At 41.2% G+C, this 21713-nt stretch carries 17 protein-coding genes; 12 read left to right on the forward strand and 5 right to left on the reverse strand.

The annotated features are described in order from the left end of the window. Nucleotides 1–98: 98 nt before the first annotated feature. The 7 genes from rsmG to H140_RS0107510 all read left to right on the forward strand — a co-directional run bounded on the left by rsmG (nt 99) and on the right by H140_RS0107510 (nt 8714). On the forward strand, nt 99–773 hold the full coding sequence (rsmG, locus tag H140_RS0107480; RefSeq protein ID WP_019673043.1) for a 16S rRNA (guanine(527)-N(7))-methyltransferase RsmG: 675 nt from the start codon (nt 99–101) through the stop codon (nt 771–773). 370 nt (nt 774–1143) lie between these two features. Then, the gene (locus H140_RS0107485) at nt 1144–1911 is read left to right on the forward strand and encodes a ParA family protein (RefSeq protein WP_019673044.1); all 768 of its coding nucleotides are present in this window, start codon (nt 1144–1146) and stop codon (nt 1909–1911) included. 458 nt (nt 1912–2369) lie between these two features. Then, entirely contained in the window at nt 2370–3428 is a 1059-nt protein-coding gene (locus tag H140_RS0107490; RefSeq protein WP_019673045.1) for a ParB/RepB/Spo0J family partition protein, read from the forward strand. 39 nt (nt 3429–3467) lie between these two features. Next, the gene (gene msbA / locus H140_RS0107495; protein ID WP_019673046.1) at nt 3468–5315 is read left to right on the forward strand and encodes a lipid A export permease/ATP-binding protein MsbA; all 1848 of its coding nucleotides are present in this window, start codon (nt 3468–3470) and stop codon (nt 5313–5315) included. A gap of 26 nt (nt 5316–5341) precedes the next feature. Beyond that, nucleotides 5342–6460, forward strand: a complete 1119-nt coding sequence (gene lpxK, locus H140_RS0107500; RefSeq protein WP_019673047.1) for a tetraacyldisaccharide 4'-kinase — start codon at nt 5342–5344, stop codon at nt 6458–6460. A 130-nt stretch (nt 6461–6590) separates the two neighbouring features. Beyond that, complete coding sequence (gene kdsB, locus H140_RS0107505; RefSeq protein WP_019673048.1) at nt 6591–7487, forward strand: 3-deoxy-manno-octulosonate cytidylyltransferase; 897 nt, start codon at nt 6591–6593, stop codon at nt 7485–7487. A 51-nt stretch (nt 7488–7538) separates the two neighbouring features. Further along, entirely contained in the window at nt 7539–8714 is a 1176-nt protein-coding gene (locus H140_RS0107510) for a DNA polymerase III subunit delta' (protein WP_019673049.1), read from the forward strand. A gap of 180 nt (nt 8715–8894) precedes the next feature. Here H140_RS0107510 and H140_RS0107515 read toward each other — a convergent pair whose 3' ends face one another. Beyond that, on the reverse strand, nt 8895–10499 hold the full coding sequence (locus tag H140_RS0107515; RefSeq protein ID WP_455233765.1) for an acetyl-CoA C-acetyltransferase: 1605 nt from the start codon (nt 10497–10499) through the stop codon (nt 8895–8897). A gap of 1025 nt (nt 10500–11524) precedes the next feature. Here H140_RS0107515 and H140_RS0107520 point away from each other — a divergent pair. The 4 genes from H140_RS0107520 (at nt 11525) to H140_RS0107535 (ending at nt 16329) form a co-directional block, all read left to right on the forward strand. Continuing rightward, nucleotides 11525–12925 (forward strand): 3-oxoacyl-ACP reductase, encoded by a 1401-nt coding sequence (locus tag H140_RS0107520; RefSeq protein WP_019673051.1) that lies wholly within the window; start codon nt 11525–11527, stop codon nt 12923–12925. A gap of 359 nt (nt 12926–13284) precedes the next feature. Beyond that, a complete protein-coding gene (locus tag H140_RS0107525; RefSeq protein ID WP_019673052.1) occupies nt 13285–14190 on the forward strand; it encodes a MaoC/PaaZ C-terminal domain-containing protein in 906 nt (301 codons plus the stop codon). Between the two features lie 137 nt (nt 14191–14327). Next, on the forward strand, nt 14328–14852 hold the full coding sequence (locus H140_RS0107530) for a protein tyrosine phosphatase family protein (RefSeq protein ID WP_019673053.1): 525 nt from the start codon (nt 14328–14330) through the stop codon (nt 14850–14852). A 76-nt stretch (nt 14853–14928) separates the two neighbouring features. Beyond that, nucleotides 14929–16329 carry a serine hydrolase domain-containing protein gene (locus H140_RS0107535; RefSeq protein ID WP_019673054.1) on the forward strand — a complete coding sequence of 467 codons (1401 nt, stop codon included), beginning with the start codon at nt 14929–14931 and terminating at the stop codon, nt 16327–16329. Nucleotides 16330–16409: 80 nt separating this feature from the next. On the opposite strand, the gene H140_RS0107540 is transcribed toward H140_RS0107535, so the two are convergent. From H140_RS0107540 to H140_RS0107555, 4 genes are all read right to left on the reverse strand, one after another. Continuing rightward, nucleotides 16410–16670, reverse strand: a complete 261-nt coding sequence (locus tag H140_RS0107540) for a YfhL family 4Fe-4S dicluster ferredoxin (protein ID WP_019673055.1) — start codon at nt 16668–16670, stop codon at nt 16410–16412. A 74-nt stretch (nt 16671–16744) separates the two neighbouring features. Continuing rightward, nucleotides 16745–17542, reverse strand: coding sequence for a YdcF family protein (locus H140_RS0107545; RefSeq protein ID WP_026348937.1), 798 nt, complete (start codon nt 17540–17542; stop codon nt 16745–16747). A gap of 108 nt (nt 17543–17650) precedes the next feature. Next, nucleotides 17651–19123, reverse strand: coding sequence for a prephenate-dependent tRNA uridine(34) hydroxylase TrhP (gene trhP / locus H140_RS0107550; protein ID WP_019673057.1), 1473 nt, complete (start codon nt 19121–19123; stop codon nt 17651–17653). Between the two features lie 294 nt (nt 19124–19417). After that, a complete protein-coding gene (locus H140_RS0107555) occupies nt 19418–20689 on the reverse strand; it encodes a YeiH family protein (RefSeq protein WP_019673058.1) in 1272 nt (423 codons plus the stop codon). Between the two features lie 191 nt (nt 20690–20880). Here H140_RS0107555 and H140_RS14210 point away from each other — a divergent pair, with 191 nt between their 5' ends. Continuing rightward, nucleotides 20881–21588, forward strand: coding sequence for a LysR family transcriptional regulator (locus tag H140_RS14210; protein WP_019673059.1), 708 nt, complete (start codon nt 20881–20883; stop codon nt 21586–21588). Nucleotides 21589–21713 lie beyond the last annotated feature (125 nt).

The following is a 21713-nucleotide window of genomic DNA, read 5'->3' on the forward strand; positions in this document are numbered from 1 at the left end:
TTTCATAAAATGTCACAAATTGATTGGAAAATACCAGAGTTATTTAATTTGTTGGCTTGGACTTTGCTGGCATTATAATACGGTATGGTAATGATAAAATGATAAACCCCACTGATTTTAACGTAATACATTCTCAATATGATGAGCTAAATCAGCTGTTATCACAAGCGATTACACAGCTTAAACTTAGCATCACTGCTGAGCAACAAACTAAGCTGTTGTTGTACTTGGATAAGCTGCTATTTTGGAATAAAGCTTATAATTTGACGGCTATTAAGCAGCCAAAACAGGCCTTAATTAAACATATTATTGACTGCTTGGCTATTTTACCGCATTTAAAGTCAGGTAAGTTGCTAGATATCGGCACAGGGGCTGGGTTGCCTGGTGTTGTGGTGGCTATTTGTGAGCCACTGCGTGAAGTGACGGTTCTAGATAGTAACCAAAAAAAGATTCGCTTTATTCGCCAATCTATCACAGAGCTTCAAATAAATAATGTTACCCCTGTGGCCAGCCGTATTGAAAACTTTGAGCTTGAAGAGGCACAAAAGTTTGCAGTAGTGACTTCCAGAGCTTTTGCTAGTTTAACAGATTTTGTGGCTGCTGCTGAGCCAGCCCTTGCTAAAGGTGGGTGGTTGCAAGCAATGAAAGGATTAGCACCAGAGGAAGAAGATACGGCAAGCTTAGTTGCTACTTGGCAGATTGAAAATGTAGCATTAGCTGTGCCTTTTTTGAATGAGACCCGTCATTTGACTAATCTATATAAGCTTATTTAACTGATAAGCTTAATATAATCTGATTGCTCTAATTGCTGTTATTATTACTTGCTATGCTTTTGCTATGCTTTTGCTATGATAGTCACAGCCGTTTAAAAGAGTTACAGCGGCTCGTTTAGCCTACTTCAGTAGTACTTGTACTCGGTTGCCTTGTAACTCATTTATCTGACTACAATTATAGTGGCTGATAATAACTGGCTGCTATTAACTATTAACCACTCATAACTATTAACCACTCATTGTTAGGCATTAACCCTTAACAATAAACTATTAATAATATAATAATTGACTTTTAACAAACAATAATCAAATCAATTATCAACTTCAACGCATATCATCCTTGCTTTTATTGAGGTAATAGAGTAACCCTATGGAAATATTGGCAATTGCAAATCAAAAAGGCGGTGTCGGCAAAACTACAACAGCAGTGAACTTAGCTGCTAGCTTGGCTGCTAGACGCAAAAAAGTATTACTCATTGATTTAGATCCACAGGGAAACGCCACATCAGGGACTGGGCTAGAAAAAAGAGAGTTGCCGTTGAGCATTGCTGATGTACTGTTAGATGGTATTGCACTAACAGACGCTATTTATCAAAGTCCAGCTGGTTTTGATGTGGTTGGCGCTAATCGAGATTTATCTGGTATTGATATTACCTTAATGAACAAAAGCGACAGTCATTTATTATTAAGTCAGGCGATGGGGTCGCTTGAAGGTTATGATTATGTCATTATTGATTGTGCGCCAAGCTTAAACTTGTTAACCATTAATGCGATGGTGGCTACCCAAGGCGTCATTATTCCAATGCAGTGTGAGTATTATGCACTTGAAGGATTGGCTGATTTGTCACAAACCATAGATAGACTCAAAGAGTTAAATCCAAAACTTCATATTCGCGGGGTATTAAGAACGTTATTTGATTCACGTAATACATTGGCCAATGATGTATCTGCTGAATTAGAGGCGCATTTTGGTGATTTAATGTTTGCTACCATCATCCCAAGAAACGTACGTTTGGCGGAAGCACCAGCACATGGTGTGCCGGTACTATCCTATGAAAAAGGCTCAAAAGGGGCGCAGGCATATCGCAAATTGGCCTCAGAAGTGATTAAGCAAAGTCAGCAATCACCCTTAGCTTAATCAGCTTGGTTCTTGGTTTTACTTGGTTCTTGGTTTTACTTGGTTCTTGGTTTTACTTGGTTCTTGGTTTTAGTTACTATCGAGTCCCGAGAGCTTATTGCTGAGCCTTGTTTATGTGTTTGTTGTTTATGTGGTACTGTACGGGCTTAACTAAGTATAGTCAGAGAACTACTTAGATTATAATTAAAATGTGTATTGCCCTTGCAAGCTACGCACAGTTCATTACAATGGACAGCCCAAAAATAGTTGTTGAGTATTTAAAGTTTTACAGATTGAACGAAATTAAATATTGATGACCTTGACTGTTGTTTGGTTGTGTTTTATTGTGCTAAGGTTTTGTTGTCCGAGATAAATCAATATAGCGACACATCAATCTAAGCATAACTCACCTAGGTATAGCTAAATAAAACCAAGCAACTGGATAGATTCAGGTAAGCAGGTAGTAGAGGATAACCAACATGGCAAAAAAGCGTGGATTAGCTGCAAACCGAGGGTTAGATGCTCTACTCGGGTCTATTAAAAAAGAAAAAGCCATCACCGCAGCCGCTTTACGTGATGACAGCACGCTTAACAGTGATCGCAACATAGAAAATAGTGGTGCAAAAGCTACACAGCAGGTGGTAGAGTCAAAAAAAACGACGGGCAGAAAAAAAGCCACAGATACCACAAAAGCTGAGCCAGTAGTAAAAACTGGTAAAGATCTTTTAGATGAAGAGATGACCTTAGTGCAGATAGATGTTGAGCGTCTTCAAGCAGGGAAATATCAGCCAAGACGTGATATGAGCGAAACTGCTTTGAGTGAGTTGGCCTCTTCTATCAAGCAACATGGTGTGATGCAACCAATAGTTATTCGTCCATTATTAGCGACTGAAGAGAAGGTTGCCGATAGTATTACGCATGAAATTATTGCTGGTGAACGTCGCTGGCGGGCTGCTAAGCTGGCAGGGCAAACGACAATACCAGCTATTGAACGTGCATTATCCGATGAGTTGGCTATTGCACTGGCGCTAATTGAAAACATTCAGCGTGAAGACTTATCTGTTATCGAGCAGGCTGCTGCCTTACAGCGCTTTCATACTGAGTTTGGTATGAGTCATGCGATGATTGCCGATGTTGTCGGTAAGGCCAGGACCACAGTGTCTAATTTGTTGCGACTTAATCACTTGCATGAAGACGTTAAGACTTATTTAAATGATGGTAAGATAGATATGGGGCATGCACGTGCATTATTGTCTTTGTCTTCTGAGCAACAGCCAATTATTGCAGAAAAAATTATCGATGCTTCTATGACAGTAAGAGAGGCAGAGAAGCTGGTTAAGTCTATTTTAAACCCACAAAAAGAGGACAAGCGTAAACAGCAAAGTAACGCTGAAGTAGAGCGACTGAATAAGCAGCTATCAGATTATTTGGGGGCGACCGTTAAATTAAAACAAAAGAAAGATGGTAAAGGTAGTATGGAGATATTCTTTCATAGTCCAGAAGAGCTGGATGCTTTGTTACAACATTTCAAATCTTAAGCGTTAGCCGCACCCTACGCAACTTAAAAAAGGCATATGATGACCACTACATCAACCAAGGATGCTGCGTCAACTTCTAAAAAATCTGACCAACAAGCAAACCAACAGCTACAATCTGGTGTTGCTAATAGTCAGCCTGAACCAACACGCACTCAAACCTATATTAGATTGTTAAAATACGTCAAGCCTTACTGGTGGGCTATTTTGCTGACTATTTTAGGATTTGTTATTAATTCAGCGACTGAAATTGGTATTGCTAAGCTAATTCAGTTTATTACCGACGCCATTAACACAGGTACCCAAAGTCAGCGCAATTTATTTCCTTTTTTAATCGTGGTGTTATTTACTATCCGTGGTTTTGGTACGTTTTTAGGTAATTACTTTTCAGCGTTGATCTCACGTAACTTGGTTTATCAGCTAAGGGTGGAGGTGTTTGAAAAGCTGTTACGCCTACCTAATTCTTTTTTCTTAGAAAATCCATCAGGCACCATTTCATCTAAGCTTATCTTTGATGTTGAGCAGGTCACTGCCGCCAGTACAGATTCATTAAAAACCTTGTTGCGTGACGGCTTAACTGTATTGGCATTGTTAGGCTATCTGATGTATTCCAATTGGCGTTTGACGTTAATTTTATTTTTGGTATTGCCACCTATTTTATGGCTTGTCCAAAAAGCTTCTAAGCGCTATTTAAACTTATCGATGGGTATCCAAAAGACCATGGGTGATGTGAGTCATATTACCAATGAGATCATTGGTGGTTATCAAGTAGTCAAAAACTATGGTGGTCAAACCTATGAGCAGAAACGCTTTGAACGTGCCTCGTTAGAGAACTTAAAACAAGGCATGAAGATAGTGGTGACCAATAGTATTAATACGCCAGCTGTACAATTACTGATGGCCAGTGCATTATCAATAGTTATCTGGTTAGCTTTGCGCCCAGAGGTGATTGCCAATACCACCGCAGGCGAGTTTATTGCTTATTTAACAGCTGCGGGTCTGATTAGTAAGCCAGTACGTAGCTTGACTGATGTTAATCAAAAGTTGCAGCGTGGGATTGCCGCAGGTCAGTCTATCTTTGCGCTGCTCGATGAACTTGAGGAAGATGCTAGTGGCACCATATTAGAGCGGGTTGATGGTGAAATCATTTTTGATAATGTAGCAGTACAGTATCCAGATGGCACCATTGCTTTACAAGACTTTAGCTTAACTGTTAAAGCTGGTGAAACCGTTGCGTTTGTGGGTAAAAGTGGGGCTGGCAAGACTACCTTGGTTAACCTATTAACTCGAACCTTAGAGCCAAGTCAGGGTTGTATTTATATTGATGGCGTACCTATTGAAAATATTTCATTAACGTCATTGCGCTCACAAGTGGGCATGGTAAATCAGCAAGTAGTGTTGTTTAATGATACTGTCCGTCATAATATTGCTTATGGTGATCTGGCAGATAAGAGTGAGGAGCAGATAATTGCTGCTGCTAAGTCAGCTTTTGCACATGATTTTATTATGCAGTTGCCTGAAGGTTATAACAGCTCTATTGGTGCAGAAGGATTACAGTTATCAGGTGGGCAACGTCAGCGCTTATCTATCGCGCGTGCCTTATTAAAAGATGCACCTATCTTAATCTTAGATGAGGCGACTAGTGCGTTAGATAATGAGTCTGAATATTTTATTCAGCAAGCATTAGAAAATATCATGCAAGATAGAACCACTTTGGTCATTGCGCATCGACTAACTACCATTGAGTCTGCTGATAAAATTGTGGTGCTGGATAAAGGACGCGTCATCGAAATGGGTACTCATGATGAGTTAATGGCACTGTCAGGTCAATATGCGCATATGTATGATAGGGATTTTGCTGAACAGCAGATGAGTAATTATGGTTCTTAGTTAGGCAACATAGATAGCAGATAATAATGAGTAAGCATAAGCACCCAACAGCAAGTCAGCTTAGCAAGTCTAGGCCTAGTCTTGAATTAAAAATGGTTGCAGCATGGCAAGCACAGGCTTGGTGGCTATGGCTATTATTACCAGTCAGTTGGTTGTATGGTGCGGTTGTATTGGTGCGCCGTCAACTATATGACAAAGGCTTGCTTTCTCGCTATAAAGCGCCTATTCCAGTGTTGGTGGTAGGCAATATTACTCTTGGTGGCAGTGGTAAAACACCGCTGATTATTGAGCTGGTAAAGTATTTGCAATCACAAGATATCAGGGTCGGGGTGATAAGCCGAGGTTATGGTGGTGATGAGTCTGTGATGCCGAAAGTGGTCACTGCAACCAGTCGTCCAGAGCAAGTAGGGGATGAGCCCTGTTTGATTTTCCGTGAAACTCAGGCTTGTGTTGCGGTATGCCCCAATCGCCAGCAGGCCATTGAATTAATACTGAAGCAGCAACCCGATACTCAGTTAATTATTGCCGATGATGGGTTACAACACTATAAATTGCAGCGTGATATTGAATGGATTGTGGTGGACAGTGGTCGCGGTTTTGGTAATAAACAGCTGTTGCCAACTGGCTTTTTGCGTGAGCCTTTGTCTCGATTAAAACAAGGTACGGTGATTTTTCATCAAAAACCTGCACCGCATAACAGCCTTGCTAGCAGTCAGCAACCTGTATCCGATGTCTCTGATAGACTTACTATGCAACTGATGCCCAATGCGTTGGAGCCTTTATTAGCCAATCAAAGCGCGCAAGATAAGCCCAATCCAAATAGCGCAAACAATCAGGTCTATGCCATGAGTGGTATCGGTTATCCGCAACGTTTTTTTGATACTTTAACCAGTTTGGGCTATCAGGTGATAAAAAAGCCGATGCCAGATCATCACCAGTTTAGCGAGGCTGATTTGTTGCCGTTATCAGACTATCCTGTGGTGGTGACGGCCAAAGATGCGGTCAAAATAGCGCCACTGGTTGCCAATAATCCATTGCTAAAACAAAGATCTATCTGGGTGCTGCCAGTACAGGCTCAGCTATCAGATAGCTGTTATATTTGGCTGAGACAACAGCTCAAGGCGCTAAAGGTGTTGTCTGATTAATGGGTCTGTCCTGTCTTATTGAGAAAGCTGTTCGTTAGGGGAATTGTTCGTTAGGGGAATTGTTTGATACTTAAATGACCAACCAATCTTAAAAATAAAAAGTCTAGTAACCACAACAGTGAGAAGTTAAATGCGTGCGTCACAATCTACCGTTACATCCTCTAAGTTATCAAAATTATCAAAATCAAAAGTGCATATTGTGATACCTGCTCGTTTTCAAAGTAGTCGTTTGCCCGGCAAGCCTTTGCTAGAGATTCATGGTAAGCCGATGATTTTATGGGTGGCACAAAAAGCAAGCCAAGCTACTTTCGCTGATGACTTATGTATTGCCACCGATGATGAGCGCATAGCAGTTGTATGTCAGCAAGCGGGCTATGATGTGGTGATGACCGATGCTGCCCATGCGTCTGGTACGGACAGGTTAAGTGAAGTGGCGCAAATCAAGGGCTGGGATGCTGAGGACATTGTGGTGAACATGCAAGGTGATGAGCCATTAGTACCGCCACAGTTGTTGCAACAGGTAAAAGACCTGCTAATTGATAAACCCGAGTGTGTGATGGCGACGTTATATGAGCCCATTATTGATTATGCTGAATTTATACGCCCTTCTGTGGTAAAAGTAGTAACTGACAATCAGCAACAAGCGCTTTATTTTAGCCGTGCTCCCATTCCTTGTGATCGAGATCATGCGCAGGTCATGGCGCAATCTGCTGCCAACTCTAACTCTAATAATGCGGATAATACGGCAAGCGCGATGGCAAGCCAAGCACCAGCAATTCAGTTAAGGGTTCCAAAAAATGCCTACCGTCATTTGGGTATTTATGCTTATCGTGTCAAACTATTACAGGACTTTGTATGTTGGCCTGCTGGATCATTAGAAACATTGGAAAGCCTAGAGCAACTACGCGTCCTTGAAAATGGTGGCAAAATTGCAATAGATCAGGCCAGCGTTCAGCTGCCTCCTGGGGTTGATATACAGCAAGACTTAGATCGATTAAATGCGCTGCCTATTAGTGTGCTACAATAATCTGCTAGCAGTTAATCTTCAGCAGGTGTTAACCAAGCAAGTGGCATTTTTATGAATCAGCATACCCAACAAAGCCAACCAAGTGTTTATTTTGCACCTATATTTCCTTGGCAACAGCAGGCATGGGCACGGTTACTTGCCCGTTATGACAGGCTACCGCATGGGTTACTATTTTCTGGCATGCAAGGCATCGGGAAGCGGGCATTTGTTTGGCGTTTTGTCGCTTGGCTATTGTGTGAGTATCGAGATCAAAATCTGACCAAGCCAGCAAGTGAGCAGGGTGGTTGTGGTCACTGTCAAAGTTGTCAGTGGCTGACATCAGGTACACATCCTGATTTGCAAGTGTTGCCAGTCGCCAGTTTACCAACAGAGATAGAGTCACAATATGCAGGCATGGCAGGTGATAATAGTAAATCTAAAAATAAAAAAACTTCTGCTTCTGAAAAAGCGACTAAAGGAACAAAAAGCAATAAAGCAACCACCCCAGCTTTATCAACTACAATAAAAATAGAGGATATTCGCCAGCTACTTCCCTTTATTAGTCAAGGTAGCAGCGGTCGCCGAGTATGTGTGATAGATAATGCTGATCAAATGACAGTTGCAGCAGCCAATGCCTTGTTGAAGACGCTAGAAGAACCAAGGGATGGTGTCCATATTTTGCTGATATCTGATATGCCCACCCGCTTGTTGCCGACCATTAAAAGTCGGGTACAGCAGGTGGCAGTTGCGCCAACTGCTGTGCAATCGGTGCAAGCATATTTGATGCAACAGGTTAAAACAGAGGCCTTGTTTGAATATACTGATGAGAGTAATCTTGCACAACAAATTAATCAGGCGTTGGCCCTAGCTAATGGTGCACCGCTAACGGCTTTGAAGATGCTGACCAGTGCTTGGTATGGATTCCGTCAAATTTGGCTTAATGCATGGATGGCGTTGAGATCAGGTCGGCGTAGTAGTATTGCGGCCAGCGATTATTGGCAAAAAACACTAGAAATAGACGATTTTATTAAGCTATCAGAGTTTATGCTGATGGATATCAGTCGTTATAACCTAGGAATAGCAAGTTTGCAGAGGGATGTGCAGTTTGAGCCACAACTGTTGCAACTTCCGCTTGAATCTATTTGTGCTTTGTTAGCAGAAATAGATGATATCAAATTGTCTTGTAAACAAAATGTACAAGATAAGATAGCTTATGATCATTTGATGGCGTCGCTTGCCCGTTTATAGTTTTTATTTTATTGATGACGATTTTTTAGCAGTTATTTTTATCAGTTATAAAAACATAGAAAACATAAATCGATAAAAAAAGAGCCCAAATTCAGTTTAGGCTCTTTTTTATGGTGTGCATATATTTGCTAAGAAATTAAGCGATTAGGCTTATCTTTCTTTCAAGATCTTTTAAAAATCTTATCTTTCAAGAATACAAGTCACACCTTGACCACCGGCAGCACAGATAGAGATTAGTGCACGGCCACCACCTTTTTGATCTAATAATTTAGCAGCTGTGGCTAGGATACGACCACCTGTTGCCGCAAATGGGTGACCAGCGGCCAATGATGAACCATTGACGTTTAGTTTACTACGGTCAATTGACCCTAGTGGTGCATCTAGACCTAGGCGCTCTTTACAGAAAGTTTCGTCTTCCCAAGCGGCCAATGTTGATAAGACTTGTGAGGCAAATGCTTCATGAATCTCATAAAAGTCAAAGTCTTGTAAGGTTAAACCAGCACGCTCAAGCATACGAGGTACGGCATAAGCCGGCGCCATTAATAACCCTTCTTTAGGTCCACTCTTACCAATGAAGTCGACCGCTGCTGTTTCTTGATGTGCAATGTAAGCCAATGGTTTTAGACCATGCTCTTTTGCCCACTCATCTGTACCTAATAGGATGCATGAAGCTCCATCAGTTAGTGGTGTAGAGTTGGCGGCTGTCATAGTTGGGTTGGCATTATTTTTACCAAATACTGGTTTTAATGTTGCCAATTTTTCTAATGAAGAGTCAGGACGCAAGTTATTGTCACGGGTTAGACCTTTGAATGGGGTGATTAGATCATCAAAGAAGCCGTCTTCATAAGCACGAGCAAGATTATGATGGCTGTTTACTGCCAACTCATCTTGTGCTTCACGTGAGATATTCCACTCAAGGGCGGTGATGGCTTGGTGCTCACCCATAGATAGTCCAGTACGTGGCTCACCATTTTGTGGGGCATCAATTAGATCTTTTGGGTTGATGCTGGTTAGGGCAGTCAAGCGTTGTTTGTTGGTTCTGGCAGCGCCTAGTTTGATCAGTGCTTTACGTAGGCCATCACCTACTGCGATAGGGGCATCAGAAGTTGTATCAACACCACCAGTAATGGCTGAATCGATGATACCTAGGGCAATTTTGTTGGCTGAAGCAAAGGTGGCTTGTAGACCAGTACCACAGGCTTGTGAGACGTCATAAGCTGGAGTTTGTGGGTCAAGTGCTGTGTTTAGTGCAGATTCTCGCGTTAGATTTAAGTCACGGCTTAGCTTTAATACAGCCCCTGCGACCACTTCACCAACACGCTCGCCTTGTAGCTCATAGCGCTCTACTAGGCCGTTTAGAGCAGCACTTAACATGTCTGTGTTGCTGGCATCTGCATAGGCACCATTTGAACGGGCGAATGGGATACGGTTACCGCCTAAAATAGCGACGCGGCGTGGAAGTTTTGTTTCGTTTGACATAGGGATTTCCTTATTGTTTGTTGTGGTGTTAGTTTTGGCAGGAGCTACCTGGTTAGGGGTTGTTGCTGCTTGATCTTCAGCTTTTGTTTCAGTTTTTAATTCAGGTTTAGCAGCTTTTGGTTCTGCTGGTTTTTCAGATTTTTCAATTTCTGGCATTTTAGCGTTTTTTTTCTCAGCCTTATCAGATTCAGCTTTTTTAGACTCAGTTTTAGTATCGCTTTTAGACTCAGTTTTAGTATCGCTTTTAGACTCAGCTTTTGCTTCCGGCTTTTTGTTTGCGGCTTCTGGCGCATCTGGTTGTGACAAGTTGTCATCTTCTTCGGCTTGCGCTTTGGCGTCAGCAATTATTTTTTGTTTTGCTGCTCTGTCTTCACTGATAACCGCATCTGCCTCGGATTTTTCAGTATTAGCGACTTCTTTTTGTAGTTTGGAAAAGTCCACTGAGTTATTTATTGTTTCGTTTTGTGCAGTTTGAGTCTCATCTAGCAAGGCTTCACCATCTTTGCTTACCACAGTTGAAGTAACAGAGCTTTTTGACGCAGCTTGTTTGTTGGTTTTTTTTGAATTGCTCATTTTAAGTCTATATCCTTATAAATAAGTCATTTGATATCATATTGGCTAGGGGCTGTATAACAGATATCGGTATTAGCGACTTCTTTTTGTAGTAAGGCATTAACTCGTACTAGGAAGTCATTATATCGAGGTTATTTTAACTATCGAGGTTATTTTAACATTGTTACTAAAGTATTGTGTCGGAACTTACTCTATAATAATATAATGTTATGTTTACTGTGTGCAATCATAACATTAGGTTTTTTATTTTATCACATCGCTAATAATAGGCAATCACTGATCGTGTGTATTGGTGTGAGATTGGTGACAAGTGTGAAGTGAGTGTTACACGATTAAATTTGCTATACATTTGTTTACAGGAACATTGAAACACCGTGAAATAAAGGTGTTAAGCTAGATATCGTTTTGATTGTCAGCATCTGATTGCCGTTAGGTTAGGAGGATATACCGGTCTTTGCTTAACAGACGGATAAAAGTTGAACTGGTGAGTCGTTGTTTTTTACCAATTGCGGTCAGTAGGCGTTTGAAAATTACACAGACCAATAGCATTATTATTCTAAGCGCATTACTTTTTAAGCAGATAGCTTTTTAATCGAGCAAACACTTTTTAATCGAGCGAACAGTTTTTTAATCCAGCAAAAAGTTTAATCGAATTGTTAATATAAAAGCGACAGCGTGAAATCAAAGTCGTGAGATCAAAGTCAAATCAAAAAGTAAAGTCAAATAACCAAAACAATATCAAATAAATAGGAGATATTATGTCAGATCGTTACGGAGAATTTGTTCAATCACCTTTAGGTAAAAAAGTAGCCAAAAATTTAGGGCTGCCATTGCCTACTAAATTAGACCGCTATGAGCCAGGTGCAAGAGTTGTGCGTGGTGATGTGATTTTTGGTTCTGCTTCAGGTGATGATTCGCGAGTCAGTACTGCAGTTGCCAAAATTCTAAATGGACTGCAAGCATCTGTTTATGTTGCTGGTGATGACCCTCACAACAATGTCTTAGCTGAAGCAGGTATTGAAGCTAACAATAGTGATGGGCATAGTGATAAATACAAAGTAGCTATCTTTGATGCTACTAATATTGCACATGCACCTGATTTAAAAGAATTATATGAATTCTTCCATCCTATTGCTCGTCAAATTGAAAAATCAGGTCGTGTGATTGTATTAGGTCGCCCACCAGAAGAGTGTGACCGCATTGGTAAGACCTTGTCACAGCAAGCGCTAGAAGGCTTTATCAAGTCTGTTGGTAAAGAGTTCAAAAAAGGCATTACCGCACAAGTTATCTATGTCAGTGAAGATGCGGAAGATAACCTTGAGTCAACGTTGCGCTTCTTTATCTCTGCTCGTTCAGCTTATGTTTCAGGTCAAGCGGTACGTGTGGGTAGTGGCACAGTTGTTGATGTCGATTGGGCTAAGCCGATGGCTGGTAAGACAGCCTTAGTTACTGGTGCTAGCCGCGGTATTGGCGAGGCAATTGCACGTGTTCTGGCTCGTGATGGTGCTCATGTTATTTGTTTAGATATCCCTGCACAGCTGGCAGATTTGCAACGTGTAGCTGGTGAGATTGGCGGTTCAACCTTAGCAGTTGATATTACAGCAGATGACGCAGGTGCAAAAATCGGTGAAGCAGCTGCCAAGCGTGGTGGTCTAGATGCCATCGTCCATAATGCTGGGGTAACTCGTGATAAAACCTTAGCCAAAATGGATGAAAAGCAGTGGGATATGGTAATCGACATTAACTTGCAAAGCATTGCAATGATTAATGATTATCTATTTGATAATGATGTGTTGACTGATAACGCACGTATTGTCTGTGTATCTTCTATCTCAGGTATCGCTGGCAACCTTGGTCAAACTAACTATGCTACCTCAAAAGCTGGTGTGATTGGTCTGGTAAAAGCCACACCGAAAAAACTTAAAGCAGATGGCAAAGCGATAACTATCAACGCAGTGGCACCTGGCTTTATCGAAACCCAAATGACAGCAGCTATTCCATTGACTATCCGTGAGGCGGGCCGCCGTATGAATTCAATGAGCCAAGGTGGTTTGCCGGTCGATGTTGCAGAAACTATCGCTTGGTTAGCTGCACCTGCTTCAGGCGGTGTGAATGCAAATATTGTACGCGTCTGTGGACAAAGCTTGTTAGGTGCTTAATAGACTTGGAGTAGCCATTAATTTAGTGATAAGTTAGCAGGTTTAATTGCTATTAGTTGTCAGGTTTTATGCTGTAAATAGACGCTTAAACTGTTAATATAGATAGGCTACTCAAGTTGTATGGGTTTTATTATTATATTAATTTAATTAATAGGTACACTTTGAGAGCCATCAGCTAGATGGCTCTTTTTGTCGCTGTGCTAATTGCATCTATTATTTATACAAGTCCTAATAAATTATACAAGCCCTAATAAACTTGACTGTCATCCTTAACTAAACACAAGATCAATATTTAATAAAATATCATTAAAATCAACTCAGCACTGAAGCTACATTGATATCAAGATAAAGGAACTACTATGACAACCCGTGAATTTAGAAGCCTGCCTGAAGCCCATAAAACTTATGGCAAGATCATTAAGTCTTTATTGCCTGTTGTGGGTAAAGCCGAAAAGGGTGAAAAAACCACATTACCAACGGCAACTTATGAAGTAAAGAATCTGAGCATTGATAAAGAGAATTTACAAGATTACCGCCGTATCTGTGGTTTTGCTGACAATGGGCAAGTACCGCCGACTTATTTTGCCGTGCTATCACAAGCGTTACAAATGAATATGATGGTTGACGAGCCGTTCCCATTTGCCATGTTAGGTCTGGTTCATGTCGAAAACTCAGTGACCCAGCACCGCCGTATCGCTGACTCAGAAGTGGTATCTATGACGGTAAGTTTTGCAAATTTGCGTGATCATGATAAAGGTCAGCAGTTTGACTTTGTCACTCAGATTCATAGTGGTGAAGAGTTGGTGTGGGAAGGTACTTCGACCTATTTGTCACGTCAAAAAACCAAAAGAACAGCGGAAGATAGAGCCAAGGCAAAAGCCAGACCTGTTCATGAAAAGTCAGTGGCTACTTTAGATGATTTGCATCATATTTTTGCAGTTCCAGAAGATATCGGCCGTCGCTATGCCAAGGTCTCAGGTGATTTTAATTTAATACATATTCATCCAATTACGGCCAGAGCTTTTGGTTTTCCATCCGCGATCGCCCATGGTATGTGGTCAAAAGCAAAATGTTTAAGTTTTATGGATCTACCAGAAGCCTATACGGTGAATGTGTCGTTTAAGCTGCCGATTTTACTGCCTTCTGAAGTCGAATTAATTGGTCAAAACCTACGTAAATTAGATGAATCAAACAGTATTCATTTTGATTTATATAGTGCTAAAAACGATAAGCCACATTTGGCCGGCGAGATTAAAAAGCTATAATCAGGCTGTTAGAAATTAAGTTTAAGTTAGTCAGCTTAAGTTTATAACAGTAAATAAAAGTTAATTGGACAGTTATGTTTAAAATTCAGCTAGGGGAGTGCTCTTAGCTGAATTTTCTGCCGTTTAAAGGAGTTGTTATGGCAAATGATGCAGATTTAAATGCAACAGATACGGGTTTCAACACAGATACAGACACAACAACCAAACCATCCTTGCAACAGGCGCTTGAGTCTGTGCTCAATAATGCCAAGTTTCCAGATGCCAATACTGTGGTCAGTGGTAGCCTCACACCAGAGATGGTTGCCAAGCTTGCCGAAGCAGGCATTGAGCATGTTATCAACTTACAGCCTGAAGCTGAGCTAAGCTTTGATGAAAAAGCAGCAGTAGAGGCTCAAGGGATGAGCTATACGCATTTGCCGATTGTCGATGCGGATGATCTAAAGCAGCTTAACTTATTAGAGTTTGATAAGGTATTGCGCGCACATCATGGCAAAAAAACGCTGTTGCACTGTGACAGTGGTAATAAAGTTGGTGCATGTATGGCACTAAGAGCAGGTTGGTTACGTGGTCGCAAGATGGATACCGCCATGCAGCGCGGTAAAGATCATGGTTTAGAGGACTTAGAGCAAGAGGTCTATATGCGCTTATTGGTGCCACGCTAAGCGCTGGTTTTATCGAAAATAGAATTAAAAACTAAAGACAGACGTGATAAATGACTTTAATAGATAAGGTGACTGTATGCCAACACCCCAAGCCTCAACTTTACAACAGAAACTAACCCAACTGATGCAAGAGTTGCAACTAGAGGACATGCCGGCCGGAGGCTGTGTTGTGGTTTATCAAGATGGTCAGCTCATTGCCCAAACCTGTATCGGTGAGGCCACACCCTATCAAGCGTGGGATAAGCAGACTTTATCGCTTAATTTTTCTACGGGTAAAGGGGTATTGGTCACCTTAATACATGTGCTCGTTAGCAATCAATTACTCGATTACCAGCAGCGCATCGCGCATTATTGGCCAAAGTTTGCGGCCAATGGCAAGCAAGACATACGTTTGATTGATGTATTAATGCACAGGTCTGGTTTGTTTAATATTCAACAAATTACTCACTCAGCTGATGACATGATCCATTGGGAGTTGATGCTGGAGCGTATCGAGCAGCTGGCGCCACAAGCTACTTTCAATGATAATGCCGAAAGTGCGTATAGTGCATTGGTGTCAGGTTGGGTGCTGGGCGGTCTGATCGAAAAAGTGACTGCTATGCCGCTAAATGAAGCTTTGGCTCATTATTTGACCGAGCCGTTAGGCATTGCTGATAGTGTTTACTTTGGTGTGCCAGCAGATAAGGTAGATCAGGTTGCCACACTTGTTAAAAACTTTGATGATTTTGATGAGCTAATGAGATTGCCTGTCGCAAGTGAAGCGGACGGCGCTGATATAAATAGTGAACAAAAAACAGCTAAAAGAAGAAGTACAAAGCCAAAATTACGCCTAGATAGTGAAGAGGTACTGAAGGTATATCAAAGCTTACCTAGCTATGGCTGTTGGCAACAAGCACAAGGCGCAAGTCAAAGTCAAGATGATATAAAGCCCAATACTCAGTCATTAACGACAGCTGATATTGCTAAGCTGTATCTTGATATGAGTCATATTAAAATACAGGACTTTAAATATGCCTTGGTACCAGCGGGGCGTTCTGGTTTTAATTATTATACTGCCGAAGCCTTGATGGCAAAAATACCCGCAGCAAATAATGTCGCCTCAGCGCAAGCACTTGCTGTAATATACGCGATGCTTGCCAATAAGGGACAGTGGCAGAGTAAGCAGTTAATACGTTCAGAGGTATTTGATACTCTATCAAAGATTTATATCAAAGGCGCTGATGCCATCATGCCAGCCACGCATCCAAACAGTATGCAGTGGCGTCTTGGCTATCATCGTTTGTTTAGTCGCTGTCAGGATGCGGATATATTGCAGCACACCTTTGGGCATATGGGTTATAACGGCTCGGTGGCTTGGTGTGATCTAGAACGTAATATGGCGGTGGCCTATGTCCATAACTATGATGTGACTATGACCACAGACATTCGTCAGTTTGCCATTATTGAAGCTATTTTAGCATGGAGCGAGCAATTCTAAGTCATCAGCGCTCAGCTAAAAGAGGAAAGTTAGAGGATGCATAACAGGAACAGAATAGGATTAATAAATGTCATTGATAATCAGTATTTGTCCCAAATGCGCTGATGCTTTTGGCGCAACGCCTCATCGCTTTCAATGCGTTCTGGATCTGGAATAATACAGTCAATAGGGCACACCTTGTCACAGGTTGGTTCATCATAAAAACCGACACACTCAGTGCACAAGTCGGGATCTATAACATAGGTTTTTTGCCCTTTTTGATCATAGCTGATCGCTTCATTTGGGCATTCAGGCTCACATATATCGCAGTTGATACAATCAGAAGTAATTTTAAGTGCCAATAGTAGTTGCTCCTGTTGTTAGATATGGTTATCTTGTTAGATGTGGTTATCGTAAACATAAGAATATTGACTTATTAATATTCACCAAGCAGCCAGCCACTAATGTACGCAAAATACTCACGGAACCAAGCATTATAACGAATTGATAAAGGGGTTGGGCTGGCGAGTGTGACTAAGTTGTCATAACCTTGATGATGCGCAATGGCCTTGGCGCGTGGAATATGAAAGTCACTGGTCACGATTGCAATCGGATCAGACAGACTTACCCCATGTTGTTGTAACAAGGCTTGGCTAAATAAGAAGTTCTCTTCGGTACTCGTACTGTGTGCCTCTTGAACTACATGCTGGAGAGGTACATTTTGCAATGCATATAAATACTGTGCCATCGCTTCTGCTTCACTGCGTGTCTCACCAATACCAATACCACCACTGGTGATAACTACCGCCTCAGGTTGCTGCTTAATTAGTGCAGCAGCTGTGTCCAATCGGCTGGCCAATGTCAGTGACGGCACACCATTTTGAATACCACCACCAAGCACAATAATAGCATCCACTGGTTGTAGTGGTGTTTGGCTTTTTTCAATATTATACTGCAAGGTGATGGCAAAGATGATAAAGCTAACCAGCCATAATCCAAAGCCTATCCATAGCGCTTTGCTGATGTTTTTTAGCCAGCTATGATGATTCAAGAAGACAAGGATACTCTGCCAAAAAACAGCATGAATGGCAAAAATAAGCCCAATAAAAAATGGAACCACAGTGCCAAAGTTGATCTTATCAGCAGCAATTAATAAGGCACAATCAATCATCAACACCAAGCCAATAATGAGCAATATGGCTTGTAACATTAAAGTAGGCGTAAACTTGAGCATTTTAGGTATCATGGTAGCTGGCATGGTTGCATAGTGTGCATCAGGTTTATTAAATGTGAATTGGGTTCATTAAAATATAAAAAAGTACCACCGAATTAGGGATACGCCCTAACTAAAAATCGCTTGGTTAACATTTTTCATAATTAACGCAAACTGTAAGCTGTCTTGATCCATATCTTTAAACGGATTGTTAATCTGTGCCACCCAGCCAGAGCCTAATGCGGCTTCAATTGGATTGCCTTTTTTGTCCCACATCTGTTCAAGCGTATAGGTGACATTGCCTTTAGGCGTCATAATTTCAATGGTATTACCAACTTCAAGCTTATTCTTAATCTCTAGCGTTAGCTTGTCGTTATTGACCTCAATGACTTCAGCGACAAACTGCTGCTGATCCGTTTTTGAAGCACCATACTCATAGTTTTGATAATCGCTATGAACATGACGGCGTAAGAAACCTTCCGTATAGCCACGGTTTGCCAGTCCATCTAAAGCACCAATTAAAGACTCGTCAAACGGCTTACCAGCCACCGCATCATCAATCGCTTGACGATAAACTTGTGCGGTACGTGCCACATAATAGTGTGACTTGGTGCGACCTTCAATTTTCAGTGAATGCACTCCCATTGCAGTCAGGTCAGGTACCAGCTCAACGGCACGTAAGTCCTTGGAGTTCATGATATAGGTACCATGCTCATCTTCATACATGGCCATCAGCTCACCTGGACGATTTTGTTCTTCTAATAACACCACCTCATCGCTTGGTTGCTGTATATAATCATCGCCCATCACTGCATCGCCGTTTAAATTTACGGTTTCGATTTGATTGGGGTTGTTTTGTTGTTTTGGGTTTTGATCTGAGTTTTGTTTAGGATTATACGACTGAACGGGGACTATATCACCCGTTTCATTTTCTTTGGCCTTGTAAGTGTTGTAGCTCCAGCGGCAAGCATTGGTGCAAGTGCCTTGGTTGGCATCCCGCTTATTGATATAGCCAGAAAGCAGACACCTTCCTGAATAAGCCATGCATAACGCACCATGCACAAAGACTTCAATCTCTATACCAGGCACTTCATCGATGATTTGTTTAATCTCTTTTAAAGATAACTCTCGAGAGACAATGACACGGCTGACTCCCATCTGTTTCCAAAACTTAACCGTTGCCCAGTTCACCGCATTGGCCTGCACCGACAAATGAATTTCCATCTCTGGGAAATGTTCACGTACCATCATGATCATGCCAGCATCAGACATGATTAGCGCATCTGGCTTCATCTCGACAACGGGGCGAATGTCTTCTATAAAGGTTTTTAGTTTGGCGTTATGCGCTTGGATGTTGACCACCACATAAAACTTCTTGCCCAAGCTATGCGCGTAGTCAATACCACGACGTAGATTGTCCTCATCAAAATCATTATTACGTACCCGCAAGCTATAACGTGCCTGTCCAGCATAAACAGCATCAGCCCCATAGGCAAAGGCGTACTGCATATTTTTAAAAGTACCAGCAGGGCAAAGTAGTTCAGGAACATTAGCTTTAACTGAGCTGTTGTTAGTTTGGCTGTTTTGATGGGTTTGAGTCATGGGTTCACCTATTATATCAGCTAGCTTTTGCGGGTTAAAAAGGGCTTTAAAAACTAAAATCGAATCAGAGGGAGTAAAGTTGTGCCTATTATAAGCGATATGGGGATATCATTAAACGTATTAAAGGGTAGAGGGCAAACAGCAAGTACTAAATGCATGAAAGAAAAGGATAAAAAAGGCGATAGGTAAAAGTATGGACAAAAAAAGTATGGACAAAAAAGCCAGCGACTAAAGTGTAGGACTACAACTGATAGTGCTGGCTTGATATGAAAAGCTGTATAGGACTATTGATGCCTAGCTTGAGAACATACTGACTACTATATTAATCATCGCTCCTCCTACAATAAGCCAAATAAACATTATCGAGGCTAATATTAAGGGTTTAACACTGGCTTGTTTAATAGCGCTAAGATGCGTGGTCAAACCCAATGCAAACATAGCCATAGTCAATAGTAGATTGTCTAAATCTATCATAAGCCCAGTAAAAGTAGTGATCATAGGGGTGGTATAGGCAGTAAGTAGCGAATTAATGGCGACCATACTGATAAAAACAAAGGCAAACCAAGGGATATGAATTTGTTTAAGTCGGCTCAAAAATGGGGTTTTAGCTAACGAATTTTGGGCGTTGAACTTAGTGTCAAAAGATATGGTGTGGTTTTCAGTGTTGTTTTTTGCCTGGTTTTTAACTTTGACAGTATTGTCACTATCTGTATTAGCGGTGATAAAAATAGACAATATTAATAAAAAGGGCGCTAGCATCATGACACGTATCATTTTGGTCACTACTGCGGTATTACCAACCTCAGAACTAATAGCATTACCCGCCACCACAACTTGTGCTACTTCGTGAATAGTTGAACCAATATAAGCCCCATACTGTTGCGCATCGAGCAAACCTGCAAACCAACCGAGTTGATAAAATAGGGGGTATAACAGCATTGATAGCGTGCCAAACACCACGACAGTGGCAACGGCAATAGTGACCTTATGTGATTCAGCTTTTACCACTGGCTCAGCTGCGATAACAGCGGCCGCACCACAGATACTGGCACCAGAACCGATAAGCATGGTGGTTGATCGGTCCATTTTTAGCCATTTTGTACCCAATATATAAGTTAAGGTAAAAGTTGAGGTTAACACCAAAGCATCGATGGCAACCGCTGACAAACCAACACTAGCCACTTGAGTAAGCGTGATTTTGAAACCATAGAGCACTATGGCTAAGCGCAATATCTGACCTTTTGAGAAAGTTACGCCAGATGAGAGTGTGGCTGATAGTTTTGGATAAACGCTGTTGCCTAGCACCATGCCTATCAAAATTGCTAACGTTAAAGAGGAAAGCCCCAGTAGCTTACCGTCAGTCCACATTTGAATACGATCATTGAGCCAAATGCTGGTCAAACTACCTAATAACACCAGCAGTAATCCTAATAAATGCGTTCGCTTTGGCAGATAATCGCCAAGGATTTTATCCAATAAGGCAGGCAAGGATAATCGATTTGAAGTTCTGTTTTTATTTATATGCTGAGTGGCGTCAGTTTTAAAAGGGGCATGATAAGCTCTCATGGGAATACTCGCTTTCTTATTTAAACGTTATTAAGCTCAAAATCATTAAGGTTTCTTTATTTGAGAATTACTATATTCCTTTTTCTTATATTAATAAAACAGATTGATTAGATAGTTTTTATCGATAAAATAGGTTAAGGTATATTCGGTAACACCCCATTGTTTTCTATTAACTTAGTAAGGCTCTAAATATGCCAGTCTCAAGACTTAACCAGCTTATGGATTCTTACCAGTTAAACGCTGGGCGTGCTTTATTACCCAAAATAACTTTAAAGCAGCTGTCAGTATTTATTAGTGTTTATCAAACTGGTAGTACCAGTGCGGCCAGTGAGCAATTGCATTTGTCCCAGTCAGCAGTGAGTAGTGCGTTGACTGAGCTGGAAGATAGATTAAAAATGCCGTTATTTGAACGGATAGGGCGGCGATTGCATCGCAACGATAATGCAGATGCCATTTATATTCAGGCTCAAGCCATCATGAGTCAGTGCTTAACCTTAGAGCAGTATCATCAATATCAGGCAGGACGTATCCATATTGGAGCAAGCACCACAATTGGTAACTACGTTTTACCATCATTAATTCAGCAAATTTATGGAAATAGACCTGATGCCAAAGTTGAGTTCTTTATTGGTAATACTCGTGATGTGGTCAGTGAAGTAGAACAATTAAAAGTTGATATAGGCTTGGTTGAAGGCATGCCAAGACCTAGCGATAGTAAACTCATTGAACAAAAGGCTTGGCGTCAAGATAGGTTGGTCGTCTTTGCCAAAAAGGACAGTAAATGGCTGGTAGATATCACACCTAAACGTATTGATAAGAAAGTTAGCGATGATAAAGATAGACATGTTTGTTATGAGCTAACCACGCAGCAATTATCTAATACCAATTCCAAGAAATAATATATAATAAATTATTATTTACTATTACGACGCCAGTATGCCAAAAATAACGCCTAGAAATCATAAGTTAAGCGATCACGACTTTCTGAAGCTATCAAAAGTTGAATCTAAACCAAGAGCACGGG

Origin of the sequence: Psychrobacter lutiphocae DSM 21542 (assembly GCF_000382145.1) — a bacterium.
Lineage (GTDB): Bacteria > Pseudomonadota > Gammaproteobacteria > Pseudomonadales > Moraxellaceae > Psychrobacter > Psychrobacter lutiphocae.

Excerpts from the sequence above, each read along its gene's own strand:
- trhP (WP_019673057.1), bottom strand. The coding sequence starts at position 19,123 with ATGACTCAAACCCATCAAAACAGCCAAACTAACAACAGCTCAGTTAAA.
- kdsB (WP_019673048.1), top strand. The coding sequence starts at position 6,591 with ATGCGTGCGTCACAATCTACCGTTACATCCTCTAAGTTATCAAAATTA.
- H140_RS0107535 (WP_019673054.1), top strand. The coding sequence starts at position 14,929 with ATGCCAACACCCCAAGCCTCAACTTTACAACAGAAACTAACCCAACTG.
- H140_RS14210 (WP_019673059.1), top strand. The coding sequence starts at position 20,881 with ATGCCAGTCTCAAGACTTAACCAGCTTATGGATTCTTACCAGTTAAAC.
- lpxK (WP_019673047.1), top strand. The coding sequence starts at position 5,342 with ATGAGTAAGCATAAGCACCCAACAGCAAGTCAGCTTAGCAAGTCTAGG.
- H140_RS0107510 (WP_019673049.1), top strand. The coding sequence starts at position 7,539 with ATGAATCAGCATACCCAACAAAGCCAACCAAGTGTTTATTTTGCACCT.
- msbA (WP_019673046.1), top strand. The coding sequence starts at position 3,468 with ATGACCACTACATCAACCAAGGATGCTGCGTCAACTTCTAAAAAATCT.
- H140_RS0107525 (WP_019673052.1), top strand. The coding sequence starts at position 13,285 with ATGACAACCCGTGAATTTAGAAGCCTGCCTGAAGCCCATAAAACTTAT.
- H140_RS0107520 (WP_019673051.1), top strand. The coding sequence starts at position 11,525 with ATGTCAGATCGTTACGGAGAATTTGTTCAATCACCTTTAGGTAAAAAA.
- rsmG (WP_019673043.1), top strand. The coding sequence starts at position 99 with ATGATAAACCCCACTGATTTTAACGTAATACATTCTCAATATGATGAG.
- H140_RS0107555 (WP_019673058.1), bottom strand. The coding sequence starts at position 20,689 with ATGAGAGCTTATCATGCCCCTTTTAAAACTGACGCCACTCAGCATATA.
- H140_RS0107530 (WP_019673053.1), top strand. The coding sequence starts at position 14,328 with ATGGCAAATGATGCAGATTTAAATGCAACAGATACGGGTTTCAACACA.
- H140_RS0107545 (WP_026348937.1), bottom strand. The coding sequence starts at position 17,542 with ATGCTCAAGTTTACGCCTACTTTAATGTTACAAGCCATATTGCTCATT.
- H140_RS0107485 (WP_019673044.1), top strand. The coding sequence starts at position 1,144 with ATGGAAATATTGGCAATTGCAAATCAAAAAGGCGGTGTCGGCAAAACT.
- H140_RS0107490 (WP_019673045.1), top strand. The coding sequence starts at position 2,370 with ATGGCAAAAAAGCGTGGATTAGCTGCAAACCGAGGGTTAGATGCTCTA.